The sequence below is a fragment of the Corynebacterium xerosis NBRC 16721 = ATCC 373 genome (assembly GCF_001552415.1).
In the GTDB taxonomy this organism is placed as follows: Bacteria; Actinomycetota; Actinomycetes; order Mycobacteriales; family Mycobacteriaceae; genus Corynebacterium; species Corynebacterium xerosis.
In genome coordinates this window covers 363288-383758 of the sequence record NZ_BCRD01000003.1, presented here as the reverse complement: position 1 = coordinate 383758, position 20471 = coordinate 363288, and the positions used below count along the sequence as shown (strand labels likewise).

18 protein-coding genes and 1 rRNA gene are annotated in these 20471 nt (G+C 69.1%); 8 read left to right on the top strand and 11 right to left on the bottom strand.

The window, feature by feature from the left end:
* Positions 1 to 60: 60 nt before the first annotated feature.
* Together rrf and CX1_RS07260 are read left to right on the top strand one after the other, a co-directional pair.
* A 5S ribosomal RNA gene (rrf, locus tag CX1_RS07265) occupies positions 61 to 177 on the top strand.
* Between the two features lie 176 nt (positions 178 to 353).
* Complete coding sequence (locus CX1_RS07260) at positions 354 to 797, top strand: DUF2871 domain-containing protein (protein WP_046649669.1); 444 nt, start codon at positions 354 to 356, stop codon at positions 795 to 797.
* Positions 798 to 962: 165 nt separating this feature from the next.
* Here CX1_RS07260 and CX1_RS07255 read toward each other — a convergent pair whose 3' ends face one another.
* From CX1_RS07255 to CX1_RS07245, 3 genes are all read right to left on the bottom strand, one after another.
* Complete coding sequence (locus CX1_RS07255; RefSeq protein ID WP_046649668.1) at positions 963 to 3647, bottom strand: ABC transporter permease; 2685 nt, start codon at positions 3645 to 3647, stop codon at positions 963 to 965.
* 17 nt (positions 3648 to 3664) lie between these two features.
* Positions 3665 to 4438, bottom strand: coding sequence for an ABC transporter ATP-binding protein (locus tag CX1_RS07250; RefSeq protein ID WP_046649667.1), 774 nt, complete (start codon positions 4436 to 4438; stop codon positions 3665 to 3667).
* Between the two features lie 65 nt (positions 4439 to 4503).
* Positions 4504 to 5547 carry a pseudouridine synthase gene (locus CX1_RS07245; protein WP_046649666.1) on the bottom strand — a complete coding sequence of 348 codons (1044 nt, stop codon included), beginning with the start codon at positions 5545 to 5547 and terminating at the stop codon, positions 4504 to 4506.
* Here CX1_RS07245 and CX1_RS07240 point away from each other — a divergent pair.
* From CX1_RS07240 to CX1_RS07225, 4 genes are all read left to right on the top strand, one after another.
* A complete protein-coding gene (locus CX1_RS07240) occupies positions 5546 to 6565 on the top strand; it encodes an LLM class flavin-dependent oxidoreductase (RefSeq protein WP_046649665.1) in 1020 nt (339 codons plus the stop codon). The genes CX1_RS07245 and CX1_RS07240 overlap by 2 nt on opposite strands.
* A 148-nt stretch (positions 6566 to 6713) precedes the next feature.
* Positions 6714 to 7616: a universal stress protein gene (locus tag CX1_RS07235; protein ID WP_046649664.1), complete on the top strand. Its 903-nt coding sequence runs from the start codon at positions 6714 to 6716 to the stop codon at positions 7614 to 7616.
* A gap of 310 nt (positions 7617 to 7926) precedes the next feature.
* Entirely contained in the window at positions 7927 to 8220 is a 294-nt protein-coding gene (locus tag CX1_RS07230; RefSeq protein ID WP_046649663.1) for a GlsB/YeaQ/YmgE family stress response membrane protein, read from the top strand.
* A gap of 265 nt (positions 8221 to 8485) precedes the next feature.
* Positions 8486 to 9115, top strand: a complete 630-nt coding sequence (locus CX1_RS07225) for a TetR/AcrR family transcriptional regulator (RefSeq protein WP_046649662.1) — start codon at positions 8486 to 8488, stop codon at positions 9113 to 9115.
* A gap of 30 nt (positions 9116 to 9145) precedes the next feature.
* Here CX1_RS07225 and yidC read toward each other — a convergent pair whose 3' ends face one another.
* The 4 genes from yidC to CX1_RS07205 all read right to left on the bottom strand — a co-directional run bounded on the left by yidC (position 9146) and on the right by CX1_RS07205 (position 13924).
* Positions 9146 to 10474 carry a membrane protein insertase YidC gene (gene yidC / locus CX1_RS07220; protein WP_052753046.1) on the bottom strand — a complete coding sequence of 443 codons (1329 nt, stop codon included), beginning with the start codon at positions 10472 to 10474 and terminating at the stop codon, positions 9146 to 9148.
* A 97-nt stretch (positions 10475 to 10571) separates the two neighbouring features.
* The gene (locus CX1_RS07215) at positions 10572 to 10925 is read right to left on the bottom strand and encodes a histone-like nucleoid-structuring protein Lsr2 (protein WP_046649661.1); all 354 of its coding nucleotides are present in this window, start codon (positions 10923 to 10925) and stop codon (positions 10572 to 10574) included.
* Positions 10926 to 11331: 406 nt separating this feature from the next.
* A complete protein-coding gene (locus CX1_RS07210; protein ID WP_082719201.1) occupies positions 11332 to 13038 on the bottom strand; it encodes an alkaline phosphatase D family protein in 1707 nt (568 codons plus the stop codon).
* 133 nt (positions 13039 to 13171) lie between these two features.
* Entirely contained in the window at positions 13172 to 13924 is a 753-nt protein-coding gene (locus CX1_RS07205) for a DUF6474 family protein (protein ID WP_046649660.1), read from the bottom strand.
* A gap of 137 nt (positions 13925 to 14061) precedes the next feature.
* Between CX1_RS07205 and CX1_RS07200 the strand changes: the two genes are divergently transcribed.
* Together CX1_RS07200 and CX1_RS07195 are read left to right on the top strand one after the other, a co-directional pair.
* Positions 14062 to 15807, top strand: coding sequence for a TM0106 family RecB-like putative nuclease (locus CX1_RS07200; protein WP_060925466.1), 1746 nt, complete (start codon positions 14062 to 14064; stop codon positions 15805 to 15807).
* 95 nt (positions 15808 to 15902) lie between these two features.
* Positions 15903 to 16823: a Dyp-type peroxidase gene (locus tag CX1_RS07195; RefSeq protein ID WP_082719200.1), complete on the top strand. Its 921-nt coding sequence runs from the start codon at positions 15903 to 15905 to the stop codon at positions 16821 to 16823.
* Positions 16824 to 16843: 20 nt separating this feature from the next.
* Here the strand turns inward: CX1_RS07195 and CX1_RS07190 are convergent, their stop codons facing one another.
* From CX1_RS07190 to CX1_RS07175, 4 genes are all read right to left on the bottom strand, one after another.
* Positions 16844 to 17323: a gluconokinase gene (locus CX1_RS07190; RefSeq protein ID WP_046649673.1), complete on the bottom strand. Its 480-nt coding sequence runs from the start codon at positions 17321 to 17323 to the stop codon at positions 16844 to 16846.
* A 165-nt stretch (positions 17324 to 17488) separates the two neighbouring features.
* Positions 17489 to 18490 (bottom strand): enolase C-terminal domain-like protein, encoded by a 1002-nt coding sequence (locus CX1_RS07185; protein ID WP_046649659.1) that lies wholly within the window; start codon positions 18488 to 18490, stop codon positions 17489 to 17491.
* Between the two features lie 300 nt (positions 18491 to 18790).
* Positions 18791 to 18940: a hypothetical protein gene (locus CX1_RS07180; protein WP_155868494.1), complete on the bottom strand. Its 150-nt coding sequence runs from the start codon at positions 18938 to 18940 to the stop codon at positions 18791 to 18793.
* A 111-nt stretch (positions 18941 to 19051) separates the two neighbouring features.
* A complete protein-coding gene (locus CX1_RS07175) occupies positions 19052 to 20002 on the bottom strand; it encodes a crotonase/enoyl-CoA hydratase family protein (RefSeq protein ID WP_082719199.1) in 951 nt (316 codons plus the stop codon).
* Between the last annotated feature and the right edge of the window lie 469 nt (positions 20003 to 20471).

Genomic DNA, 20471 nt, shown 5'->3' with positions numbered 1-20471 from the left:
TATCCCCGCGCAGCCTTTGGTTGTGTGTGTGGTGGGTTGCGAAGTGTCCCGTGTATACGTGTCGGTGGTTATAGCGGTGGGGTCACGCCCGGTCCCATTCCGAACCCGGAAGCTAAGCCCACCTGCGCCGATGGTACTGCACCTGGGAGGGTGTGGGAGAGTAGGTCACCGCCGGCCAATAACATGGTTTGAATGATGAGACCGTTGTTCTGATGTGGTCCCCAGTGGGGGATCGTGTCGGGGCAACGGTCTTTTCGTCGTTTCCGGGCGCCCAACCTTCGATTGACCCGGCATCGGGGTGGAAAATGGCAGGTGAGTTCGCGTTTCGGCCTCCACGGCCTAGGGTCGAGCTCATGCGAAAGATCTACTATGCCGCCGCCACGTACCTCGGACTCGGCCTCGTCGCCGGCGTCTTCTACCGGGAGTGGACCCGCTTCTTCGATGCCGTCGAACGCTCGCAGCTGAACACGCTGCACACTCATCTGCTGGTGCTGGGCACGTTCTTTTTCCTCGTGGTCCTGGCGCTGGAGAAGCTGTTCCGCCTGTCGGCCCACAAGTCCTTCAACGCCTGGTTCATCGTCCACAACATCGCGCTGGTCTGGACGATCGGATTCATGGCGGCCAACGGCATCGTTCACACCATGGGCAATGGTGACGCTTGGGGTCCCATGTGGTCCGGCATGGCGGGCCTCGGCCACATCCTTCTGACCATCGCGTTCATCATGTTCTTCAGGATCCTGGGCAAGCGCATCCGCCGCGTCGAAATCGACGATGCGAAGGCCGCCGCCGCGGTCTGACGGCCACCCCCTCGAGCAAGCGAAACAGAAACACGCGTTACGGCCAGGTGCTCATGTACGAACACAAGCATCTGGCCGTAGCGCGTGTAACTGGAGCACGGAAGTCGAGCAGGGAGAGGGGCGGGGAAACCCGGAGCCGCCTCCACTCGTAGCCCCCGGCGTCGACTAGTCTTCGGCGATCGCCGCCAACGGCGGAGTCTGCGCCGCCCGCCGTGCCGGCCACAGTGCCGCCAGTACGCCAACGATCCCGGATCCGATCAGCATGGTCGCGATCAACGTCCAGGGCACGACGATGGTGCCTATGCCCTCGTCGGCAAGCACGGTCAGAAGCGCCCACCCGAGGCCAAGCCCCAAAAGCGCGCCGACGACGGCGCCGAAGATGGAGATCTGGACTGATTCGAGGCGGACCATCCGGCGGATGTCGGCCCTCTGCATGCCCACGGCGCGGAGCATGCCGATCTCCTGGCGGCGCTCGATGATCGACAGCGCGAGCGTGTTGATGATGCCCAGGATCGAAATCACCACCGAGAGCCCCAACAGCGCGTAGACGATGCCCAGCAACGCGTCGACGGACGAGGTGGCGACGCTGCCGAACTCTTCGCGGTCCTGCACCTGCACCACCAAATACGGGGCGACGGCCTCCTCCAGCGGGGCGCGGATCGCCTCGACGGATTCGGCGTCGATGTAGTCGTTGCGGTCCTCGGGGGCGGCGCCGTCGGCGATGGCCGCGGCACGCGCGTCGGCGGCGCCGCCCTCGACGCCGATGAACACCTGCATGGGCGTCAGCATCGCCCGCGAGGCGCCCGCGCGGTCGAGGATCGACGGCGACAGCGTGATTCCGGCGTCGTTGTCGCTGGCCTCGTGGATGCCGGTGACCTCCACGGGCAGGGGCCCCATAGGCGTGACCAGCAGCAGCGGGTGCCCGAGGGTCCAGCCGCGTTCCTCGGCCATCGTCTCGGAGACGACTGCGCCGGCGTCGGGCGAGGCCAGGTCGAGCGAACCGGCCACGGCATCGGCGGAGTACCATCGGCCGTAGTCGCCGTCGAGGAAGGATCCGCCGCCCGGGCCTCCGGGTCCGCCGGAACCGCCCGGGCCGGTCGCGCCGCCGCCCATGGCGGCTTCCGCTTCCGCCGCGGCTGCCGGGTCTTTCGCGTCGACCACGGTCACCGCCCCGAGGTACACGGTGGCGGTGTCGGTGACGCCGTCGACGTCGGCGACGGCCCCGCGCACGCCGTCGGGCATGGCCACGTGGGCCATCAGCGGCGGGCTGAGCACGTAGTCGGCGGAGAAGCTCTCGTCCATGAAGTCGTCGATCACGCCCTTCATCGTCGAGCCGAGCATGCCCACGCTGGCCACCAGCGCCAGGCCGAGCGTCAGCGCGAAGGCGGTGGCTGCGGTGCGGCGCGGGTTGCGGCGGGAGTTGGTGGACGCGAGCTTTCCGACGGACTTGAACGGCGCACCGATGATGGCGCCCAGACCACCGACCAGGGGGATCGACAGTGCGGGGCCAGCCATCCAGATGGCCGCGACCGCCGCGACCGCACCGTATCCGACCAGGCGCGCGCGGGCGCCGGTGCCGCCGTCGGTCCACTGCAGCGCCCAACCGATGAGCGCCACGGCCACCAGCGCCAGAATCGCGCCGACGATGGTGCGGCCCTTGAGCTTGGGATTCGAGGCCTGGTCGCCGGAGCGCATCGCCTCGACCGGGGGAATGGCGCCCGCGCGGGCGGCGGGGGCCCAGGCGGCGAGCACGGTGATCAGCAGGCCAGCGACCAGGGGCACGATGACCGCGGACGGGGTGGCCGTCAGGCCGCTGCCCGGCATGTCGAAGCCGAACGCGCCCATGGCCAGGTACAGCACCTGGGACAGGCCGAAGCCGGCGGCGACGCCGAGCAGCGAACCCACCAGCCCGACGATGACGGCCTCCATGACCACCGAACCGGTCAGCTGGCCGCGGGACGCGCCGAGCGCGCGCAGCAGCGCGAACTCCTTGGTCCGCTGGGCGACGAGCATGGAGAAGGTGTTGGAGATGATGAACGTGCCCACCAGCAGCCCGATCAACCCGAAGGCGACCAGGAAGTAGTTGACGAAGCCGAGCGCCTGCGAGATTTGTTCGGAGTCGCGTTCGGCGAGCTCGGCGCCGGTGTCGACCTCGAGGTCGGGGAATTCGGCGGCGACGCGGTCGCGCAGCGCCTCCGGCCCGACGCCGTCCTCGGCGGCAAGGGTGACGCGGCCGACGTGCTCGCCGTCGGTGTAGAGCTCCATCCACCGGTCGGCCGTGAACAGGACGCCCATCCAGCCGGCGACGTCGCCGTCGATCTCGTAGACGCCGGAGATGGTCACGTCGGCTCGGTCGGAGCCGGTGACCACGGTGACCCGATCGCCGACGCCGACGTTGCCGCGCTCGGCGGCGGTGGAATTGACGGCGACTTCATCGGGCCCGCGCGGGGGATTGCCCTCGGTGAAGGTGGCGGGCGGGCCGACGGCCTCCGGCTCCTCGTAGAACGGCAGGCCCTGGGCGGGCGCACCGCCGGTTTGGATGGGCTTGCCGTCGGAGCCGGTCATGATGACGCTCGAGGCCCGGGCGCTGACGTTGGCGGCCCGGGCGCCCTCGACGTCGCCGAGCTGCGCGACGACGTCCCGGTTCATCCCCGGCGTCCCCGACTCCGATTCGACGACGACGTCCATGCCGTCGTAGGCGGTGGCCAGCACGCCGTCGAACGCCTTGTTCAGCGAAGCGGTGAACACGAAGGCGCCGGAGATGAACGCGGTGCCCAGCACCACCGACAGGATGGTCAGCGCGAAGCGGATCTTGTGGGCGGCGAGGCTGCGCAGGGACACCCGCCGCATGGTCGAAGAAGAAGGTTTCACAGGTTTTCCATGCGTGCCATGCGGTTGAGGATGGAATCGGCGTCCGGGTCGCGGATCTCGTCGACGACGCGGCCGTCGGCGAGGAAGATGACGCGGTCGGCGTAGCTGGCGGCCTTCGCGTCATGCGTGACTATGACCACCGTCTGCCCCAGGTCGTCGACGGCGGTGCGCAGGATCTGCAGCACCTCGCGCGACGCGTTGGAGTCGAGGTTGCCGGTCGGTTCGTCGCCGAAGATGATCTCGGGCCTGCCGACGAGGGCGCGTGCGCAGGCGACGCGCTGCTGCTGCCCGCCGGACAGTTCGGACGGCCGGTGCGTCAGGCGCCCGGTGATGCCCAGGCGCGAGGTGATGGAGTCGAACCACTCGCGGTCGACCTTCCGCCCGGCGATGTCGACGGGCAGGGTGATGTTCTCCTCGGCGGTCAGCGTGGGCACGAGGTTGAAGGACTGGAACACGAAGCCCAACCGGTCGCGGCGCAGCGCCGTGATTTCCTTGTCGGACAGCCCGGACAGGTCGGTGTCGCCGATGCGGGCGTTGCCGGACGTCGCGGAGTCGAGGCCGGCCATGCAGTGCATCAGCGTCGACTTGCCGGAGCCGGAGGGCCCCATGATGGCGGTGAACTCGCCGCGGCCGAATTCCACGTCGACCGCGTCGAGGGCGGTCACGGCGGTGTCGCCTTCGCCGTATCGCTTGGTCAGGCCGGTCGCCCGGGCTGCTGGTTCGGGGCTTCGCGGGGTGTTCGCGGCTCCGCGGTCGTCGGGTTCGGGCATCGTGGGCCTTCCGTGCGTTCGTCCGTGCCGGCGGTCGGTGGTGGGCCGCGGCTGCGTTCACCCCATTATGTCTGGTGTGGGGGCGGCGTGTCCGTCGTGCCGTCGGCGGCGGGGTCGAGCACGGATCGGCGGCTGCGGAACACGCGCCGCGCCCCCGTGACGGGATCGTCGAACGCAAGCTCGCGGCACAGCAGGTGCATGGGGTGCGCGGGGTCCTCGGCGTCGGCGGGCAGCACGTCGGGATAGAGGGGGTCGCCGAGGATGGGGAAGCCCAGTTCGTGCAGGTGCAGCCGCAGTTGGTGGGTGCGCCCCGTCAGCGGCGTGAGCTTCCACAGGGCGGCTTCGGCGGGGAGGTGGGCGTCGTCGGGCACGATGCGGTCGATTCCCTCGACGATCGTTCTCGCGTTCGGCTCGCCGGGGATGGTGCGGGCCTGCAGGATCCCGCGGATCTTCTCCTGGCGCGTGGCCAGGGTGAACGGGGGCCCGGGCAGGTCGGAGGGTTGCGGAGGGCGGGTCAGTGCCTCGTAGCGCTTGACGACGGCCCCCGGTTCGGCGAACAGATTCTGGTACGCCCCGCGCGCTTCGGGCCGCGCCACGAAAACGAGGACGCCGGCGGTCAGGCGGTCGAGTCGGTGGGCGGGGATCAGGTCGCCGTCGCGGAGCTCGCGGCGCAGGCGGACCACGGCGGTTTCGGTGATGTGGCGGCCGCGGGGCGTGGTGGCCAGGAACGGCGGCTTGTCCACGACCACGATGTTCTCGTCGCGGTGGAGGATCGGCATCGCGCCGGCGATGGCCGGTTCCGGGGCGGGGTGGCGGTAGAACCAGACGTCCGCGCCGGGCTTCAGCCGCGCATCCGGGGCCAGCGGGCGGCCGGCGGCGTCGACGACCAGGCCGGCGGCGAAACGGGCGTCGATCGCCGCGGCGCCATCGTCGGGGTGGCGGTGGGTCTGGCCCTCGACGGCGGCGACGAGCAGCTCCAGCGCGGTCACCGAGGCGTTTCCGGGCGCGGCCGGGCCCCGGACGCGGGAGGGGTTCAGGCCGTCGCGGATGGGCAGCGGGACGGGGCGGCGACGGCGGGACACGGACTGGATCGTATACAACGAAGGCATGAGCAACGCCCGCGTGCCCCTGTCCGTCCTCGACTTGGTCCCCGTGTCCTCGGGGTCGAACGCGAGGGAGGCGATCGCCGCCAGCGTCGACGCCGCCCGCGCCGCCGAAGCCTCCGGGTACCGGCGGTTCTGGGTCGCCGAGCACCACAACACCCTCAACATCGCATCCTCGGCGACGACCGTGCTGATGGGCCACCTCGCCGGGGCGACGTCGACCATCCGCATCGGCTCCGGCGGCATCATGCTGCCCAACCACGCGCCGCTGCGGGTCGCCGAGGACGTGGGCACCCTGGCGACGATCTATCCGGACCGCATCGACCTCGGGCTCGGCCGCGCGCCGGGCACCGACCCGTCGACCGCCCGAGAGCTGCGGCGCGGGGCATCCGACGTCGTCGACTTCGCCGCCGACATCCGTGACCTGATCCGCTACCTCGGGCCCGTGCGCCCGGAAGCGCGGATCGTCGCCTACCCCGGGCAGGCCACCAACGTGCCCATGTACGTCCTCGGCTCGTCGACGGCCGGCGCCTCCGTCGCCGCGATGCTGGGCATGCCCTTCGCCGCGGCCTCCCACTTCGCCCCGTTCCAGCTGGCCGAGGCCCTCGAGGTCTACCGTGACTCGTTCCGCCCCGACGCCCCGACCGCCACGATCTCCGAGCCCCACGTCATGGTCGCCGCCAACGTCCTCGTCGCCGACACCGCTGACGCCGCGCGCCGGGAGTTCTCCGTGGTTCAGCAGATGTTCCTGAACATCGGCCGCGGAGGCACCCGCCGGCCCCTGCCCGAACCCGTCGACCACCCCGAAGCCGGTGCCAGCATGATCGAGTGGCAGCGGGTGCAGGCCACCCTGCGCTGCTCGTTCCACGGCACCGCCGACGACGTCGTCGCCGGTTTGGAGAGCTTCGCCGCCGAAACCGGGGCCGATGAAATCATCACCGTCACGTACTCCCATGATCCGCGGGTGCGCATCGACTCCATTCGCGCGCTCGGCGACGCATGGAACGCGAGCGGGGTGATGTAGGGGCGGTCGGCCCGTCGTAAAGCAACCGCCCCGCGAAGCGGAAAAATCGCACGGGACTCATTCGCGTTACGGGGGTACCGTGGTAGGTGGATGTTCACAACCGGCGGCGCCCCGCAATCCGGGAGCCGCCCGAGGAGGAGGGGGCGTCATGCCCAAGCAAGACATCATCGTCTGCGCAGTAGATGGATCCGATGCGTCCAAGACCGCAGCCAAGTGGGCGGCTAACACCGCCGTCAAGCGCGGCATCCCGCTGCGGCTGGTCAGCAGCTACTCCATGCCGCAGTTCCTCTACGCGGAGGGCATGGTCCCCCCGCAGGAACTGTACGAGGACCTCGAGGCCGAGACCCTGGAGAAGATCGAGGAGGCCAAGAAGGTCGCCGTCGACTTCGTGCCCGACGTCGACGTCTCCCACCAGATCGAAGAGGGCAGCCCCATCGACATGCTGCTCGACCTGTCCGAGCAGTGCACCATGATCGTCATGGGCTCGCGCGGGCTCGGCGGGCTCTCCGGCATGGTGATGGGTTCCGTGTCCGCCGCGGTCGTGTCGCACGCGTCGTGCCCGGTCGTCGTGGTCCGCGAGGACAACCACGTCACCGAGGAGACGAAGTACGGCCCGGTCGTCGTCGGCGTCGACGGCTCCGGAGTGTCGCAGAAGGCCATCGAGAACGCCTTCAAGGAGGCCGATGCCCGCGGTGCCGAGCTGATCGCCGTGCACACCTGGATGGACATGCAGGTCCAGGCGTCGCTGGCCGGGCTGTCGGCCGCGCAGCAGCAGTGGCAGGTCGTGGAGGAGGAGCAGAATGCGCTGCTCGGACACCGCCTGGCCGGCTGGCAGGAGCGTTTCCCGGACGTGAAGGTGACCAAGGTCGTCACCCGCGACCGCCCCGTGCGCGCGCTGGCCGACGCGTCCGAGGGCGCGCAGCTGCTGGTCGTCGGCTCGCATGGCCGCGGCGGCTTCAAGGGCATGCTGCTCGGCTCGACGTCGCGTGCGCTGCTGCAGGCCGCGCCGTGCCCGATGATGGTCGTCCGCCCGGACGAGCTGCCGAAGTAGGACCTGGATAGAAGCAGACCCCGGGGTGGGGTCGGGATCGTCGGGTTTCGCGCCTGATCCCGGCCTCGCCCCGTCGTGCTCTGGGGCGCGTTTCCGGCACCGACCGTCGAACGTGAAGCCTTTTGATCGGGGGTCGGCGAAAATTTTTCCGAAAAATTCCGCGGCGCCGGAAACCAAGCGTGACCTGAGATTTTGAGTAAACGAAGTTCATAAAACGTTCCCCAAACGTTAGCGTCGTGTTGCCGTCGAGCAACCAAGTTCACCTACAATGGTGAACAACGCTTTCTTCCCCAGCGAAAGGATCTCTTTCATGACTGACACCCTGCTTCTCGCCGCCTCCTCCCCGAACCTCGGCTGGATCGGTTGGATCATCATCGGTGGTCTGGCCGGCTGGATCGGTTCGAAGATCATGGGCACCGACGCTTCGATGGGCATTCTGCTCAACATCATCGTCGGCATCATCGGCGGCTTCCTCGGTGGCTGGCTGCTCGGCATGCTCGGCTTCGACGTCGAGGGTGGCGGAATGATCTTCAGCTTCCTCACCTGCCTCCTGGGCGCCGTGATCCTTCTGTGGATCGTCGGCCTGGTGACCAAGCGCCGCTAAGCGGTAACTCACCGACTCCGGGTCGTTCCTCCTTCGGGAGGGGCGGCCCGGTTTCTTTTTGCTTTGCGATGCCCACGCGAAAGCCGTTCGCCCCGAAGTCCGAAATGGGCCGGCGACCGGAAAACGGGCGGGCCACCCCTCCCCGCCGCCGCCGTGACTGTAAACTCGGGGGAAAGCGCGATATGCACTGACCAGTCTGACCAGTCGGTGCGGTGCCGGCGCGGAATCTCGCCGGGCAGGTACGACGAAGGGACGGGAGCACGACGTGGCGGATGCGACGACCGGCAAGACGGCGCGGGGCGGCAAGGCCGCGTCGCGGCGCCGCAACCGGCCGAGTCCCCGCGACCGGCTGCTGACCTCGGCGACGGAGCTGTTCACCAACGAAGGCATCCGCGTCATCGGCATCGACCGCGTGCTCCGCGAGGCCGACGTGGCCAAGGCCAGCCTGTACTCGCTGTTCGGATCGAAGGACAAGCTGGTCATCGCGTACCTCGAGGACCTCGACGAGAAGTGGCGCGCCGCGTGGCAGGCCCGCGCCGAGGCCCTGGATACGCCGGAGGAGAAGATCCTGGCGTTCTTCGACCAGTGCATCGCCGAGCAGCCGGGCATGGATTTCCGCGGCTCGCACTTCCAGAACGCCGCCTCCGAGTACCCGAACCCGGCCACGGAGTCGGAGGAGGAGATCCGCGCGGCGGTGGTCAGCCACCGCGCCTGGGTGTGGGACCGCCTGCGCGAGCTGCTCGCCGAGAAAGAGTGCAACCAGGCGTCGCTGCACGCCAACATGCTGATGCTCTACCTCGACGGCGGCCTGGCGGGGGCGAAGATGTCCAAGGACCTCACGCCGCTGCAGACCGCCCGCGACCTCGCGCGCGACCTGGTGTACGCGCGGCACTGAGGCGAAGGGGCCCCGGCTGCTTCGGGCGCGTCAGTACCTGGGGCGCCGGAGCTTCTTCAGCCGCCTCGCCGTGGCGTTCTCGCGCTGCCGTTCCTGTCGTGCATGGGCCATGTGCACGCCGATCTGGCCGAGCTTGCCGACGAACTGGCCTTTGTCGCCGATCCCCGCGGCGTCGTCGGCGGGGGACCGTCGCCACGCTTCGTTGACGTGCGTCGTGCCGCCCAAACTGGGCAGGTCTCCTTGCGAATCGGCTCGCAGGAGCCGGGCCAGCTGCCGGACCTGGAGGACCTTCGCCCGTTTCTGCAGCTGCGCGTCGCGCACGGCCTTCGCGGCGGCTTCCCGCTCGGCGAGCATCGTCCGGTGCGCGTCCCACAGGTCGGCGCGGCGCGAGGGGTTGCGGATGGTGCCGGCCACGGCGCGCCACCGGGAAGCTCGTGCTTCACGACGATCCCGCGCACGCTTCGCACGGTCATCCCGTCGGGCATCCCGTGTCCGGTCGCGCAGCGCGCGGAACTCCGGCGTCAGGGGATGGCGCCGTTCGAGGATGATGGTGATGATGGCGTTCTGGCTCATCGTCCACAGGTTGTTGCAGACCCAGTAGACGATGATCGCCAACGGGGCGGGGCCGAGGAAGCCGAAGAACAACGGGAAGGCGACCGCGAAAAAGGTGGCCCCCACCAGGTACTTGTAGGTGCCGCGCATGAACCGTGACCCATGGTCGAGGGTGCGGCGGAGGCGATTGATGGAAATCGCCATGTTGATGCCCGTGAACGTCGCGGCCGCGAAAATCAGTGGCGCGCACACCGAGATGACTGCGGCGAAAGTCGTGCCCAGCTCGGCGAATTGGGCCTCCGGCATCGCCGGATAGGCCGGCAGCGGAACGCCCGAAAACGTGGCGGACGCGAACTCCCGCACTTCCGCGCCGCTGAGGAAACCGACCCCTTCGGCCACCTGATCGGAACCGTGGGCGCCGGCGTTGGCCATTCGCCGGAGCATCCGGAAAAGACCGATGAACACCGGTATTTGCACCAGAGGCGGCACCAGGCCCGCCCAAAAACTGATCCCGTGCTTCTCCCGCAGCTCCTGCATGGCCCACCGCTGGTATTTGGGCGCATTCGGATCGACGCTGCGGGAATACTTCGCGCGGATCGCGGCGAACTGCGGGCGCAGATTCACCGTCTTGCGGCCCATGGACAATTGCCGGTACGAAAACGGCAGCAATGCCATTCGAACGGTGATCAACAGCAAAATCACCGATGCGGTCCACGCCGCGGACACGGAAACGCCCGGCACCGCCGCAACGGCGAGGTGCCAGGCCTTCAAGATCCCCGAAATGACGAAGACCAGGGGTTCCAGCATCGAGCCCCATCCCTTTCCGGGTTCAGGGGACCCGCGAAACCGGCCTGGAAGGATCCGGGCCGGTCACGTGGGTCGAGAAGAGGTCACACCGTGACGATCAGGAGTGAGTGGCCTCGTATTCGTCGATGATGGTCTTCGGCAGCGCGCCGCGGTCCGCGACGTCCATGCCGCGGTCCTTCGCCCACTGGCGGATGATGCGGTTGCGCTCCCGCTGCTTGGTGGAATTCGGGTTGGTGCCGCGACGGGTGCGCGCGGCCGGGGCGGAGTCGTCGGCATGCGCCTTCTCCACGTAGGGGCGCAGCACCTCGTCGAACTTCGCCGCATTGTCGGCGGAAAGATCGAGGTAGTAGTTGCGGCCCTGATATCCGAAACGGACGACCTTCACGTCGTCTTCGTTCAGGGGGCTCCCATCGAGATCGTCGATGTACTGGATAACTTCCTTGCGCGCCATGGTGTGCACCTTAATCTTCGTTGACGGCGCCGGGGATCACCGGCAACCGTGGTCTGGTCGACGTCTTTGGTTCTGGCGCCCGATTTTATACCACTTCAATTGCTTAGCGGCAATTCACTTTCGAAACTTCGGCAATTCTTAGGATCTCGTTTGTTCATTCGCCCGCCATGCCGTGGTGAAAACAATTCCCGCGGCAAAATAATGCAAACACCCTCGGCGCGCGTCATGCATCCCTGGCGCAAAAAACCGCCGGTTGCGGGCATGATCCGCGATGATCCGGCCATTTCGCCCGGCCGTCGTCAAGCGAACGCGCGGACATTCGGCATGGGGCCGTGAATGGCGGAAACGAAGGAGCCCCGCAAGCGACATCGCTTGCGGGGCTTGGCATATGCGCCGAATAACGCATTTACGCAGGTGAAACGCCTTCACCTCGGCGCACGCGGTACCGCATGGCGGAGTGAAGCGGCTGGGCCGGAACGGTCTTGTCCTCGACGAAGCGGTACTCCGCCAGGATCTCGTCGGCGCGGACCTGCACGCTGACGTAACCGTGGTGGTCGAACTCGATCCACTTCAGGTGCCGGTTGGCCGCCATCAGAGCCTGCTCCGCCGTCTGCGAGATGGCGTTGCGCTGCGGCAGCTTCACGATGTCGTCAATGTTCGACGCATTGACCGAGGCGCACACGATTTCCGCGGCGGCCACGCCATCGCCCGGGTAGCGCCCCGGCGTCACTGGCACGTCGCACGCCCACGAGGAGTGGATGTCGCCGGTGAGGAACACGACGTTGTCCAGGCCCTCGTCCGCCATCATGCGGATCAGGCGGCGGCGCTCGGCGGCGTACCCGTCCCACTGGTCCGAGTTGTACGGGATGCCGTCCTGCGGCAGCCCCATCAGCTCGGCGATCGCGCCGGAGGTCTGCGGGTCCAGCGGCGGGATGAGCACCGGGGTGAACATCACCGAGTTGCCCACCAGGTTCCAGTTCGCGCTCGACGTGCTCCACCGCGAATGCAGGTAGTTCATCTGCTCCGAGCCGAGCATGGTGCGGCCCTGGTCGTCGGTGTCGCCGATGTTGACGAACTCGGGCGCCTGGTCGCGGTAGGTGCGCAGGTCCAGCATGACGATCTCGGCCAGCGTGCCGTAGCTGAACGAACGGTACAGGTGGCCGCCCTGCGAGAGCGGGGTGGCGCGGACCGGCAGCCACTCCAGGTACGCCTGGATGGCGGCGTCGCGGCGGGTTACGTAGTCGCCCTCGGTGGCGGGGTCGTGGTTCTCGGCGCCGGTGGCGTTGTTGTCGTTGGTCACCTCGTGGTCGTCCCAGGTCACCAGCCACGGTTTGGCGGCGTGGGCGGCCTGCAGGTCGGCGTCGGTGCGGTAGTGGCCGTAGCGGCGGCGGTAGTCGGCCAGCGAGATGATCTCGTGCGCCGGCTCATGGTCGCGGATGGCGCCGCTCTTTCCGGTGTATTCGCCGCGCGGGTATTCGTAGATGTAGTCGCCGACGCACATGATCACGTCGACGTCGGCGTTGTCCGCCATGTCGCGGTAGGCGGAGAAGTAGCCGGCTTCCCAGTTGGCGCAGGAGGTCAGGGCGATGCCGAGCTTGTCGGGCGCGGCTCCCGCGGTCGGGGTGGTGCGGGTGCGGCCGATCGGGGAGACCTGGCCGGCGAATTCGCCCTCGGCGACGGTGAAGCGGTAGCTGTACCAGGTGTCGGGGGCCAGGCCGGTCGCGTCGAGCTTGACGGTGTTGTCTGCGGCGGGGTCGGCGATGGCCTCGCCCGACAGGACGATGGTGCCGAAGGAATCGTCCGTGGCCACCTCGCACAGGAGCTTGACGACGGTGCCGGCGCCCGCGCCGGGAACGTCTCCCGGATGGGAGGTGGCGCGGGTCCACAAGAGGACGGAATCCGGCAGCGGGTCGCCCGAGGCGACGCCATGCTGGAACACGGCGTGCCCGCCGGCGTCGACCGCGCCCTGCGCGGCCTCCTGGGCCGAAGCGCTGAAGCGGCCGGCCAGCCCGGACGCGCCGACGAGGGCGGCACCGGCGGCGCCCGCCTTGAGCACGGTTCGGCGGGTCGGGGTCGGCGCGGCGGCCGGTGAGCGGCCCTCGAAATCAGTCATGAGACATATGACACTTGGGCGCTACCTGTATCGCCAATCGGTCGTGCCCCGAAGTCACCCCATCGCGGGGTATTTCACGGAAGATTCATCTCCGGTACACCTTCGGTTCCCCCGGACGACCCGGGGCGGGAATTCAGGCGGTGAGGCCCATCTTGGCCATGATCTCCGAATCGATGCCATCGAGCTCCGCCGAAATCGACGTGTGCGCGCGGCGGCGCTGGTCCGGAGTCATGTGCTCGGCGGTCTCCACCGCGTCGACGAGCAGATCCAGGCGGTTGTCGGCGTCCTTGACGAAGCCCGCCGTGCCCGACGCCTTCGACTTCGCCAGGCGCTCCAGCGAACCGCGGATGCCCTCGATGCGGGCGCGCAGCGGGGCGCCGTACCCGTGGAAACGGGCCACCGCGTCACCGGAGACGCCGAATCGGCGGGCCGAGGCGTCCTGGCCGCGGTTCTGCACGAACGTCATCAGCCGGTAGCCGATGGGCAGGGCCACGGGCAGCAGCAGACGGGTCGCGCCGACCCAGCCCTTCGCCTTGTCCGACGTCATGCCCTGCTTGCGCTGCTGCTCCAGGATCTTCTCCGCCATGCGGCTCTGGTGCTTGTGCTTGGCCTTCAGGGCCTTCTGCTCGTCCTTCCAGCCGGCCTTGCGGATCTTCTCCGCCCGCTTCATCGCGCGCTTGTCCAGCTTGCGCTCGAGCTTGGCCTCCTTGGCGGCGGCCTTCGAATCGCGCTTGCGCTCCACCTCGGCTGCCTTCAGCCCATCGCGGTAGGCCTTGTCCTTCAGCTTCGCCTCGTGCCTCGCGTCTTCCTTCGCCTTGGCCTTGGCGGCCTTCAGCTTCAGTTTCGTTTCGCGGCGGCGGTCGCGGTAGTCGCCCAAGAAGCTCATGGAATCCCTAATCTGCGGTCGAAGTCTGCGTTCGGTGTATTCGTGTCGATCGAATTTCTGCCGCGGCGGGGCCGCGGATCATTCGTGATGCAACCAGATTAACCCCGGTCGCGGCCGGGCGATACCCTGGTTGCATCGTGAACACCGAGGATACCGTCCCGCAGCCGGTGACCGGGCCCGATTTGGTCGGGTGCCGGTACCGGCTGGTCCGCGACCGCTCCGCCGGCGGGGTGCGGCCGGCGGACTCGGAAACGGCGCGGCGGCGGGCGGAGCTGGGGGCGCACCACCGGGCATCGGTGATCGCGGCCCTGCCGGATCCGGTGGTCGTCGAGGACGGGCCGGACGCCGATCTGGCCACGTTGGAGGCCATCGCCGCGGGCGCGGATCTGATCGTCGGCGGCGTGCTGCGCCATGAGCGCCCGCCGGGGGACCGCGCGTTTTCCGGCATCGCCGAGGAGAGCCGCCCCGACCTGCTGGTGCGCATGGGCGACGGGTATCTGCCGGTGCTCATCGCCGCCCACAAGTTGCTGGAGCAGCGCCGCCGCCGCACCGAGGCCGCCCGCATCCTGCCCGTCGCCCGCCTGGGCCGCCCCGGGGTGCTGGGCCGGTCGCTGCGCCAGGGCATCGTCGTCGACGAGTCGCTGAAGCTCCGCCACAACGCAGCCGACGCGGTGCGCCTGGGCCAGGCCGCCGCGCTGCTGCACCGGTTGGGGGCGTCCTGCGGGTTGGTCGGCGGCATCGGCGCGGACCCGACGCGGGTGGTCGTCGTCGACGAGGGCCCGCGCGTCGCGGCGTACAGGACTGCTTTGCGACGAGCACGTGCCGCCATCCATGCCGTCGAACGTGCCGAGATGGCCGGACACGAGGCGGGCGGGACGTCGTCAAGCGAAACGGCCCCGCCCCCCGCGCCGAAGGTCGACGGCCACACGTGGAAGCTGGGCGAGTGGCCGCTGGCGCCGCGCAAGATCCGCGAATGCCGCGGCTGCCGCTGGCGCGAGGCGTGCGAAGCCGAATTGCGCGCCGCCGACGACATCTCGCTGCTGCTGCCGGGCAACCGGGGCGACGAATATCGGCGGGCGGGCATCTCCACGATCCGTGAGCTGGCGCGCACCGACGCCGCCGGCGAGGACCGGTACCTGGCGCTGCTGTCCGTCACCGGCGAGCCCGCCGCACTGCGCGTGCGAGAGACCACCGCCCCCCGCGCCGACGTGGAAATCGACGTCGACCTGGAGGCCTACCCCGCCCACGGTGCGTACCTGTGGGGCGCCTGGTCGCCCGAGGACGGGTACGTGCCGCACGTGACGTGGGCGCCGCCCGGGCCGGATGGGCTCGGCGGTACGGCGGAGGCCGAGAACTTCGCCCGCTTCTGGGACTGGCTCATGGAACGCCGCGCCGCCGCCGTCGGCGCCGGGCGGACCTTCCGCGCGTACTGCTGGGCCGCCGAGGGTGAAAACCACTGGCTGCGGCACTCGGCGAAACGATTCGAGGGGATGGAATTCGTCGTCGACGGGCCGCACGGCGCCCACGTCCTGGACGTGCCCACCATCGGCGAAGTGGAGAAGTTCATCTCCTCCGACGAATGGGTGGACCTGTTCCGCGTGACCAAGAAGCAGCTGATCAGCCCCGAAGGGCTCGGCCTGAAGGTCGTCGCGCCACTGGCCGGGTTCGCGTGGCGCGACGAGGACGCCGACGGCGAAGCGTCGCTGTCCTTCTACCGCGAGGCCGTCGGCATCGTCGGCGACCCGGCGGCGGCCCGGGCGAAACTGCTGCGCTACAACGGCGACGACTGCCGTTCCACCGCCGTCGTCCGGGACTGGCTGGACTCCGGCCGCGCGGCCGAGGGCATCCCTTTCGTCGGGGACCTGGACGGCGCCGCCGACTAGAGGCTCCGGCCGTGCGCCCGCCGACTAATCCGCCCCGCCCCGCCGAATAGGTGACGGGCCCCGCCGCGGCGGGCGGACGATGAGAAGATGGGGTCATGATGCACCAGAGCGGAATCACCGGCATTGGCGTGACCGATCACGCCTACGTGGAACTCGACGTCAAGGACGGGGCGGATGCGGCGGAAGCCGTCGGAAAGCTCGCCGCGGCCATCAATCTGCCCAGCACCTCCGGCGCCAACGTCGTCGTCGGCGTGCGCCCGAGCCTGTGGGCCACCATCGCCGACGCCGCGCACGTGCCCGCCGACGTCCATGATTTCGACGAGCCGATCCGCAGCCGCGACGGGTACCGCATGCCCGCCACCCAGCACGACGTGTGGCTGTGGGTCGCGTCGTCGTCACGCTCGCAGGCATTCGACGTCGAGCACCACATCCTCGGCGAAGTCCGCGGCCTGTTCGACGTCGCCGACGCAACGGTCGGCTGGGTCTACGAGATGAACCGCGACCTCACCGGATTCGAGGACGGCACCGAAAACCCCGGGGCACTGGAGGCGCCCGGGGTCGTCGCCGTCGCGCCGGGCCAACCGGGCGCCGGAGCGTCGGTGCTGCTCTACCAGCTGTGGCGCCACCGCACCGAGAAGTGGGAAGGGCTGTCGGACGCCGACCAGGAAGACGTCATCGGCCGCACCAAGGTCGGCTCCGTCGAGCTGGACGACGACGTCAAGCCCGAGTCCTCCCACGTCGCCCGATCCGTCGTCGAGGTCGACGGCGAGGAGCTCGAGGTCTTCCGCCGCAACACCGCCTACGGCGACATGACCGACCACGGCACCGTATTCGTCGGTTTCAGCCACGACCAGTGGCGACTGGAGGAGATGCTGCGCCGCATGGCCGGCGCCGACGGCGGCCCGCGCGACCGGCTCACCGACTTCACCGACGCGTTGACGGGCTCCTGGTACGTCTGCCCGTCCGTCGAGGGGCTCCTCGCCGTCGCCGGGCCGTACCTGGAGGACGAGGACTAGGACGCCGCGCGGGGCAGGGGTCAGGCCTCGCCGCTCCGCCGCAGCCACTCTGCGGCGTGATCGGTGATGTCGCCGGGCGTCATGGACACATCGTAGACGCGGCCGGCCTCGTCGTCGCCGAGCAACTCCAACGTGGCGAACTGCGAATCCAGCAGCGACGTCGGCATGAAATGCCCCGGCCGCGCGGCCATCCGCGCCCCCATCAACTCCCGCGACCCGTGCAGATGCACGAACACGGTGTCCGGCGCCGCCTCGCGGATCCGGTCACGGTACGAACGCTTCAGCGCCGAACATGCGATGACGCCGCCGTCGTGATCCGCCAACCACCGGCCGACCAGCGTCAACCACGGCCACCGATCATCGTCGTCGAGCGGCGTGCCCGACTCCATCTTCGCGATGTTCTCCGCCGGATGAAGGTCATCGCCGTCCATGAACGGCAACCCCAGCTTCAGCGCCAGCATCTCCCCGACCGTGGACTTGCCGCAGCTGGACACGCCCATCACCACCACCCGCGGCGGGGCACCCCGGCCGGCCGAACCCCCGGCGGGAGTGGCGTCGCGGGCGGACGAAGCGTCGTAAAGCGAAGTGCCGTCAGCGGACATCTCGCGGATCCTTTCCAGCCGAAACCCCGGCGAACCGGGGCCCCGGCATCGCGTGCCCGATGGCTACCAGTTGTGGACGGTGCCGTCGGCGAGACGGTTGTACGGCAGGTACGCCTGCTCGTACGGGAACTTCTCGGCGACCTCCGGGTGGAACGTCACGCCCAGGCCCGGCGTATCCGACGGGTGCAGCATGCCGTTTTCGAAGGTCATGGTCGTCTCGAAGACCTCGAGGGTCTCCGGCGTGTGCGTCATGTACTCCTGCGCACCGTAATTGTGGATGTTGATGTCCAGGTGCAGCTCCGCCGCGAAACCGATCGGCGACACATCCGTCGGGCCGTGGAAACCGGACTTGATCTGGTACGGCTCGGCCTGCGCCATGACCTTCTTCAGCGGGGTGATGCCGCCGAAGTGCGTGGTCGCGCAGCGGACGTAGTCGATGAGCTGCTCGTTGATCAGGTCCTTGATGTCGTAGACCGTGTTGAACACCTCGCCGATGGCCAGCGGCGTCGTCGACTGCTGGCGGACGTAGCGCAGATTCTCCTGGTTCTCGCCGAGCGTGACGTCCTCCAGCCAGAACAGGTTGTACGGCTCCAGCGACTTCGCCAGCTGCGCCGCCTCGCGCGGCGTCATGCGATTGTGGCCGTCGTGGAGCAGCGGCAGCTCCGGGCCGAACTCGTTGCGCACCGCCTCGAAGACGGTCGGCAGGTGGCGCATGTAGGCGGCCGTGTCCCAGTCCTCCTCGACGGGCCAGCCGCCGCGGTTGGCCGGCTCGAAGTCGTAGCGCGCGCCGGAGGACTGCTCCTGCGCCGCGACGCCGTACAGCTTCTCGATGCCCGGCACCGACGTCTGCACGCGGATCATGGTGTAGCCGAGCTCCATCTCGTAGCGGATGGAGTCGAACAGCGACTCGAGGTCCGTGCCGGAGGCGCGGCCGTAGGCGCGGGCACCGGTGCGCGACGCGCCGCCGACGCCGATGACGCCGTCGCCGGTGGCCAGCTGCAGGATGACGAAGTTGCGGGACGGGGAGGTGACGAAGAACTCGGCCTTCACGATCTTTGCGGACATCGGCTCGTCCTTTCCGGGACGGGTCGGGTGGCGGGCGGAGGGTCCCACCGGTTTCCTTGTCTGCCTCGATTGTCGGTCGCGCCGGGCCGCGGGCAAAGGAATTGCCAGAGGTTGCAGCCGATTGCCGCGGGGTGCGGCGGGCGCGGGCCGTCGCAAAGCACTTGCATTGCTTGACGACGGCCCGCCGCCACGTTTTACGGCTCACCGCCACGTCTACCGTCACGTCCGCCGGTTTGGTCGTGCACGTAACCCCGGACGCTTCGGGCGATTCGTTGCGCGAAATCTCGGAAGCGTCCGGGGTTAGGTGGCCGGCGGTGTTTGCGGCTGTGGCTGGGCCTGTGGTGGGGCGCGGCCGGCGGTGTCTGCGGAGGTGTTGTCGGAGGCGCGGCCGACGATGATCACCACCCGTGTCGTGGCATCGCCCGTGCCGTTCTCGCCGCTGTCGGTCATGCCCCGGTGGCAACCGGAATTGGCGGGCTTCACCTGTGCTTTCGGGACGCGGGCAACTATTTCCGCTTCCCGAACGCCCAGGTCCCCCGGAGTGCGGGCGTTGGCCGGGGCCTACTTCTTCTTCGCCCCGAACGCCCACGTCCCCCGGCGGACGAAGTTCGGCGGCGTCTTCTTCATCGCGGCGGTGCGCGCCCGGGCGGCGTTTTCGCTGAGCAGCAGTTTGGCTTGCTCGAACCGCTCCGCGCGGAACGTCGCCCGCGGCGAGCGCCACGCATCGCGGAACAGGGACTTCGTCGCCGCGAGCTGGTCGGGGGAGCGGCCCATCAATTCACGGAGAATCTCCCGGGCTCGCGCGTGGGCGTCGTCAAGCGACTCGGTCGTTTCCGTGGCCAGCCCGACCTCGACGGCCTCGGCGCCCGACAACTCTCGTCCGGTCATGGTCAGCCAGCGCGCCTGCTCGGCGCCGACGTGATCGGCCAGCGTGCGCGCGCCGGACATGTCCGGGATCAGCCCCCACTTGGCCTCGAGGACGGACCAGCGGGCGTCGGCGGCCGTGACCCGGAAGTCCGCGCCCAGCGCCAACTGCACGCCGCCGCCGTAGCAATGCCCGTGCACCACCGCGATGACCGGTGCAGGCAGGCGGCGCCACTCCCAGCAGACGCGCTGGAACAGGTTCGTGCCGTCGCCGGCCAGCGGGTTCGGGGCGAAGGCCTTGACTATGTCCATGGGCTTTTTCAGCACCGACCCGAAGTCCAGGCCCGCGCAGAAGGAGTCGCCCGCGCCGGCGAAGATCACGCCGCGCAGGTCGCGGTCGCGGCGCAGCGCCTTGGCGGCGTCGTCGAGGCCGCGGAGCATCGCCATGGTCAGGCCGTTGAGCTTGGCCGGCCGGTTCAGCGACACCACGGCGATGCGGGCGCCGTCGATCTCCTCGTAGGAAATGGTCACGGGGGTGTCGGCGGCGGTCGCGGAGGGGCCGGTGGTGGAGGTGGTCGCGGTGGCGTGCTCGCGCGCGGCCGCGTCGGTGGTCGCGTCGGTGGTCGCGTCGGTGTCTCGGGAGGTCATGGCGCAACGGTATCCAGTCCGGTGGGGGTGCGGGCCGGATTCGGCGGATGCTTCGCCCGCTTGGCGACGGCCCGCCGTAACCTCCCCCGGCCGGCTCATGCACTTAACCCCGGACGCTTCGGGCGATTCGGTGCGCGAAAGCCCGGAAGCGTCCGGGGTTGAGTGCACGGCGGGGCTCGCCGGCGGGCACGGGTCGGGCGGCGGTCGAACGTTGGTGTCGAATGATCGAAGCTTTTCCGTCGATGTGTGGAAAACCGCAGGTGGTCGGGTTTGCTGCTGGGGAGCGTTGATCGTTTGGCACGAAGCCGAGTCGTAGCCGCCGTCGGTCGGCCGGATTCGGCCGGATGCAGGGCTTTTTGCTTGACGACGGCCCGCCGAAACCTCCCCTCGCCGCGGGAGTCGAGTGAACCCGGCCGCGCATATGGCAGAACCTCCCCCGGCCGGCTCATGCACTGGCCGGTTCATGCAC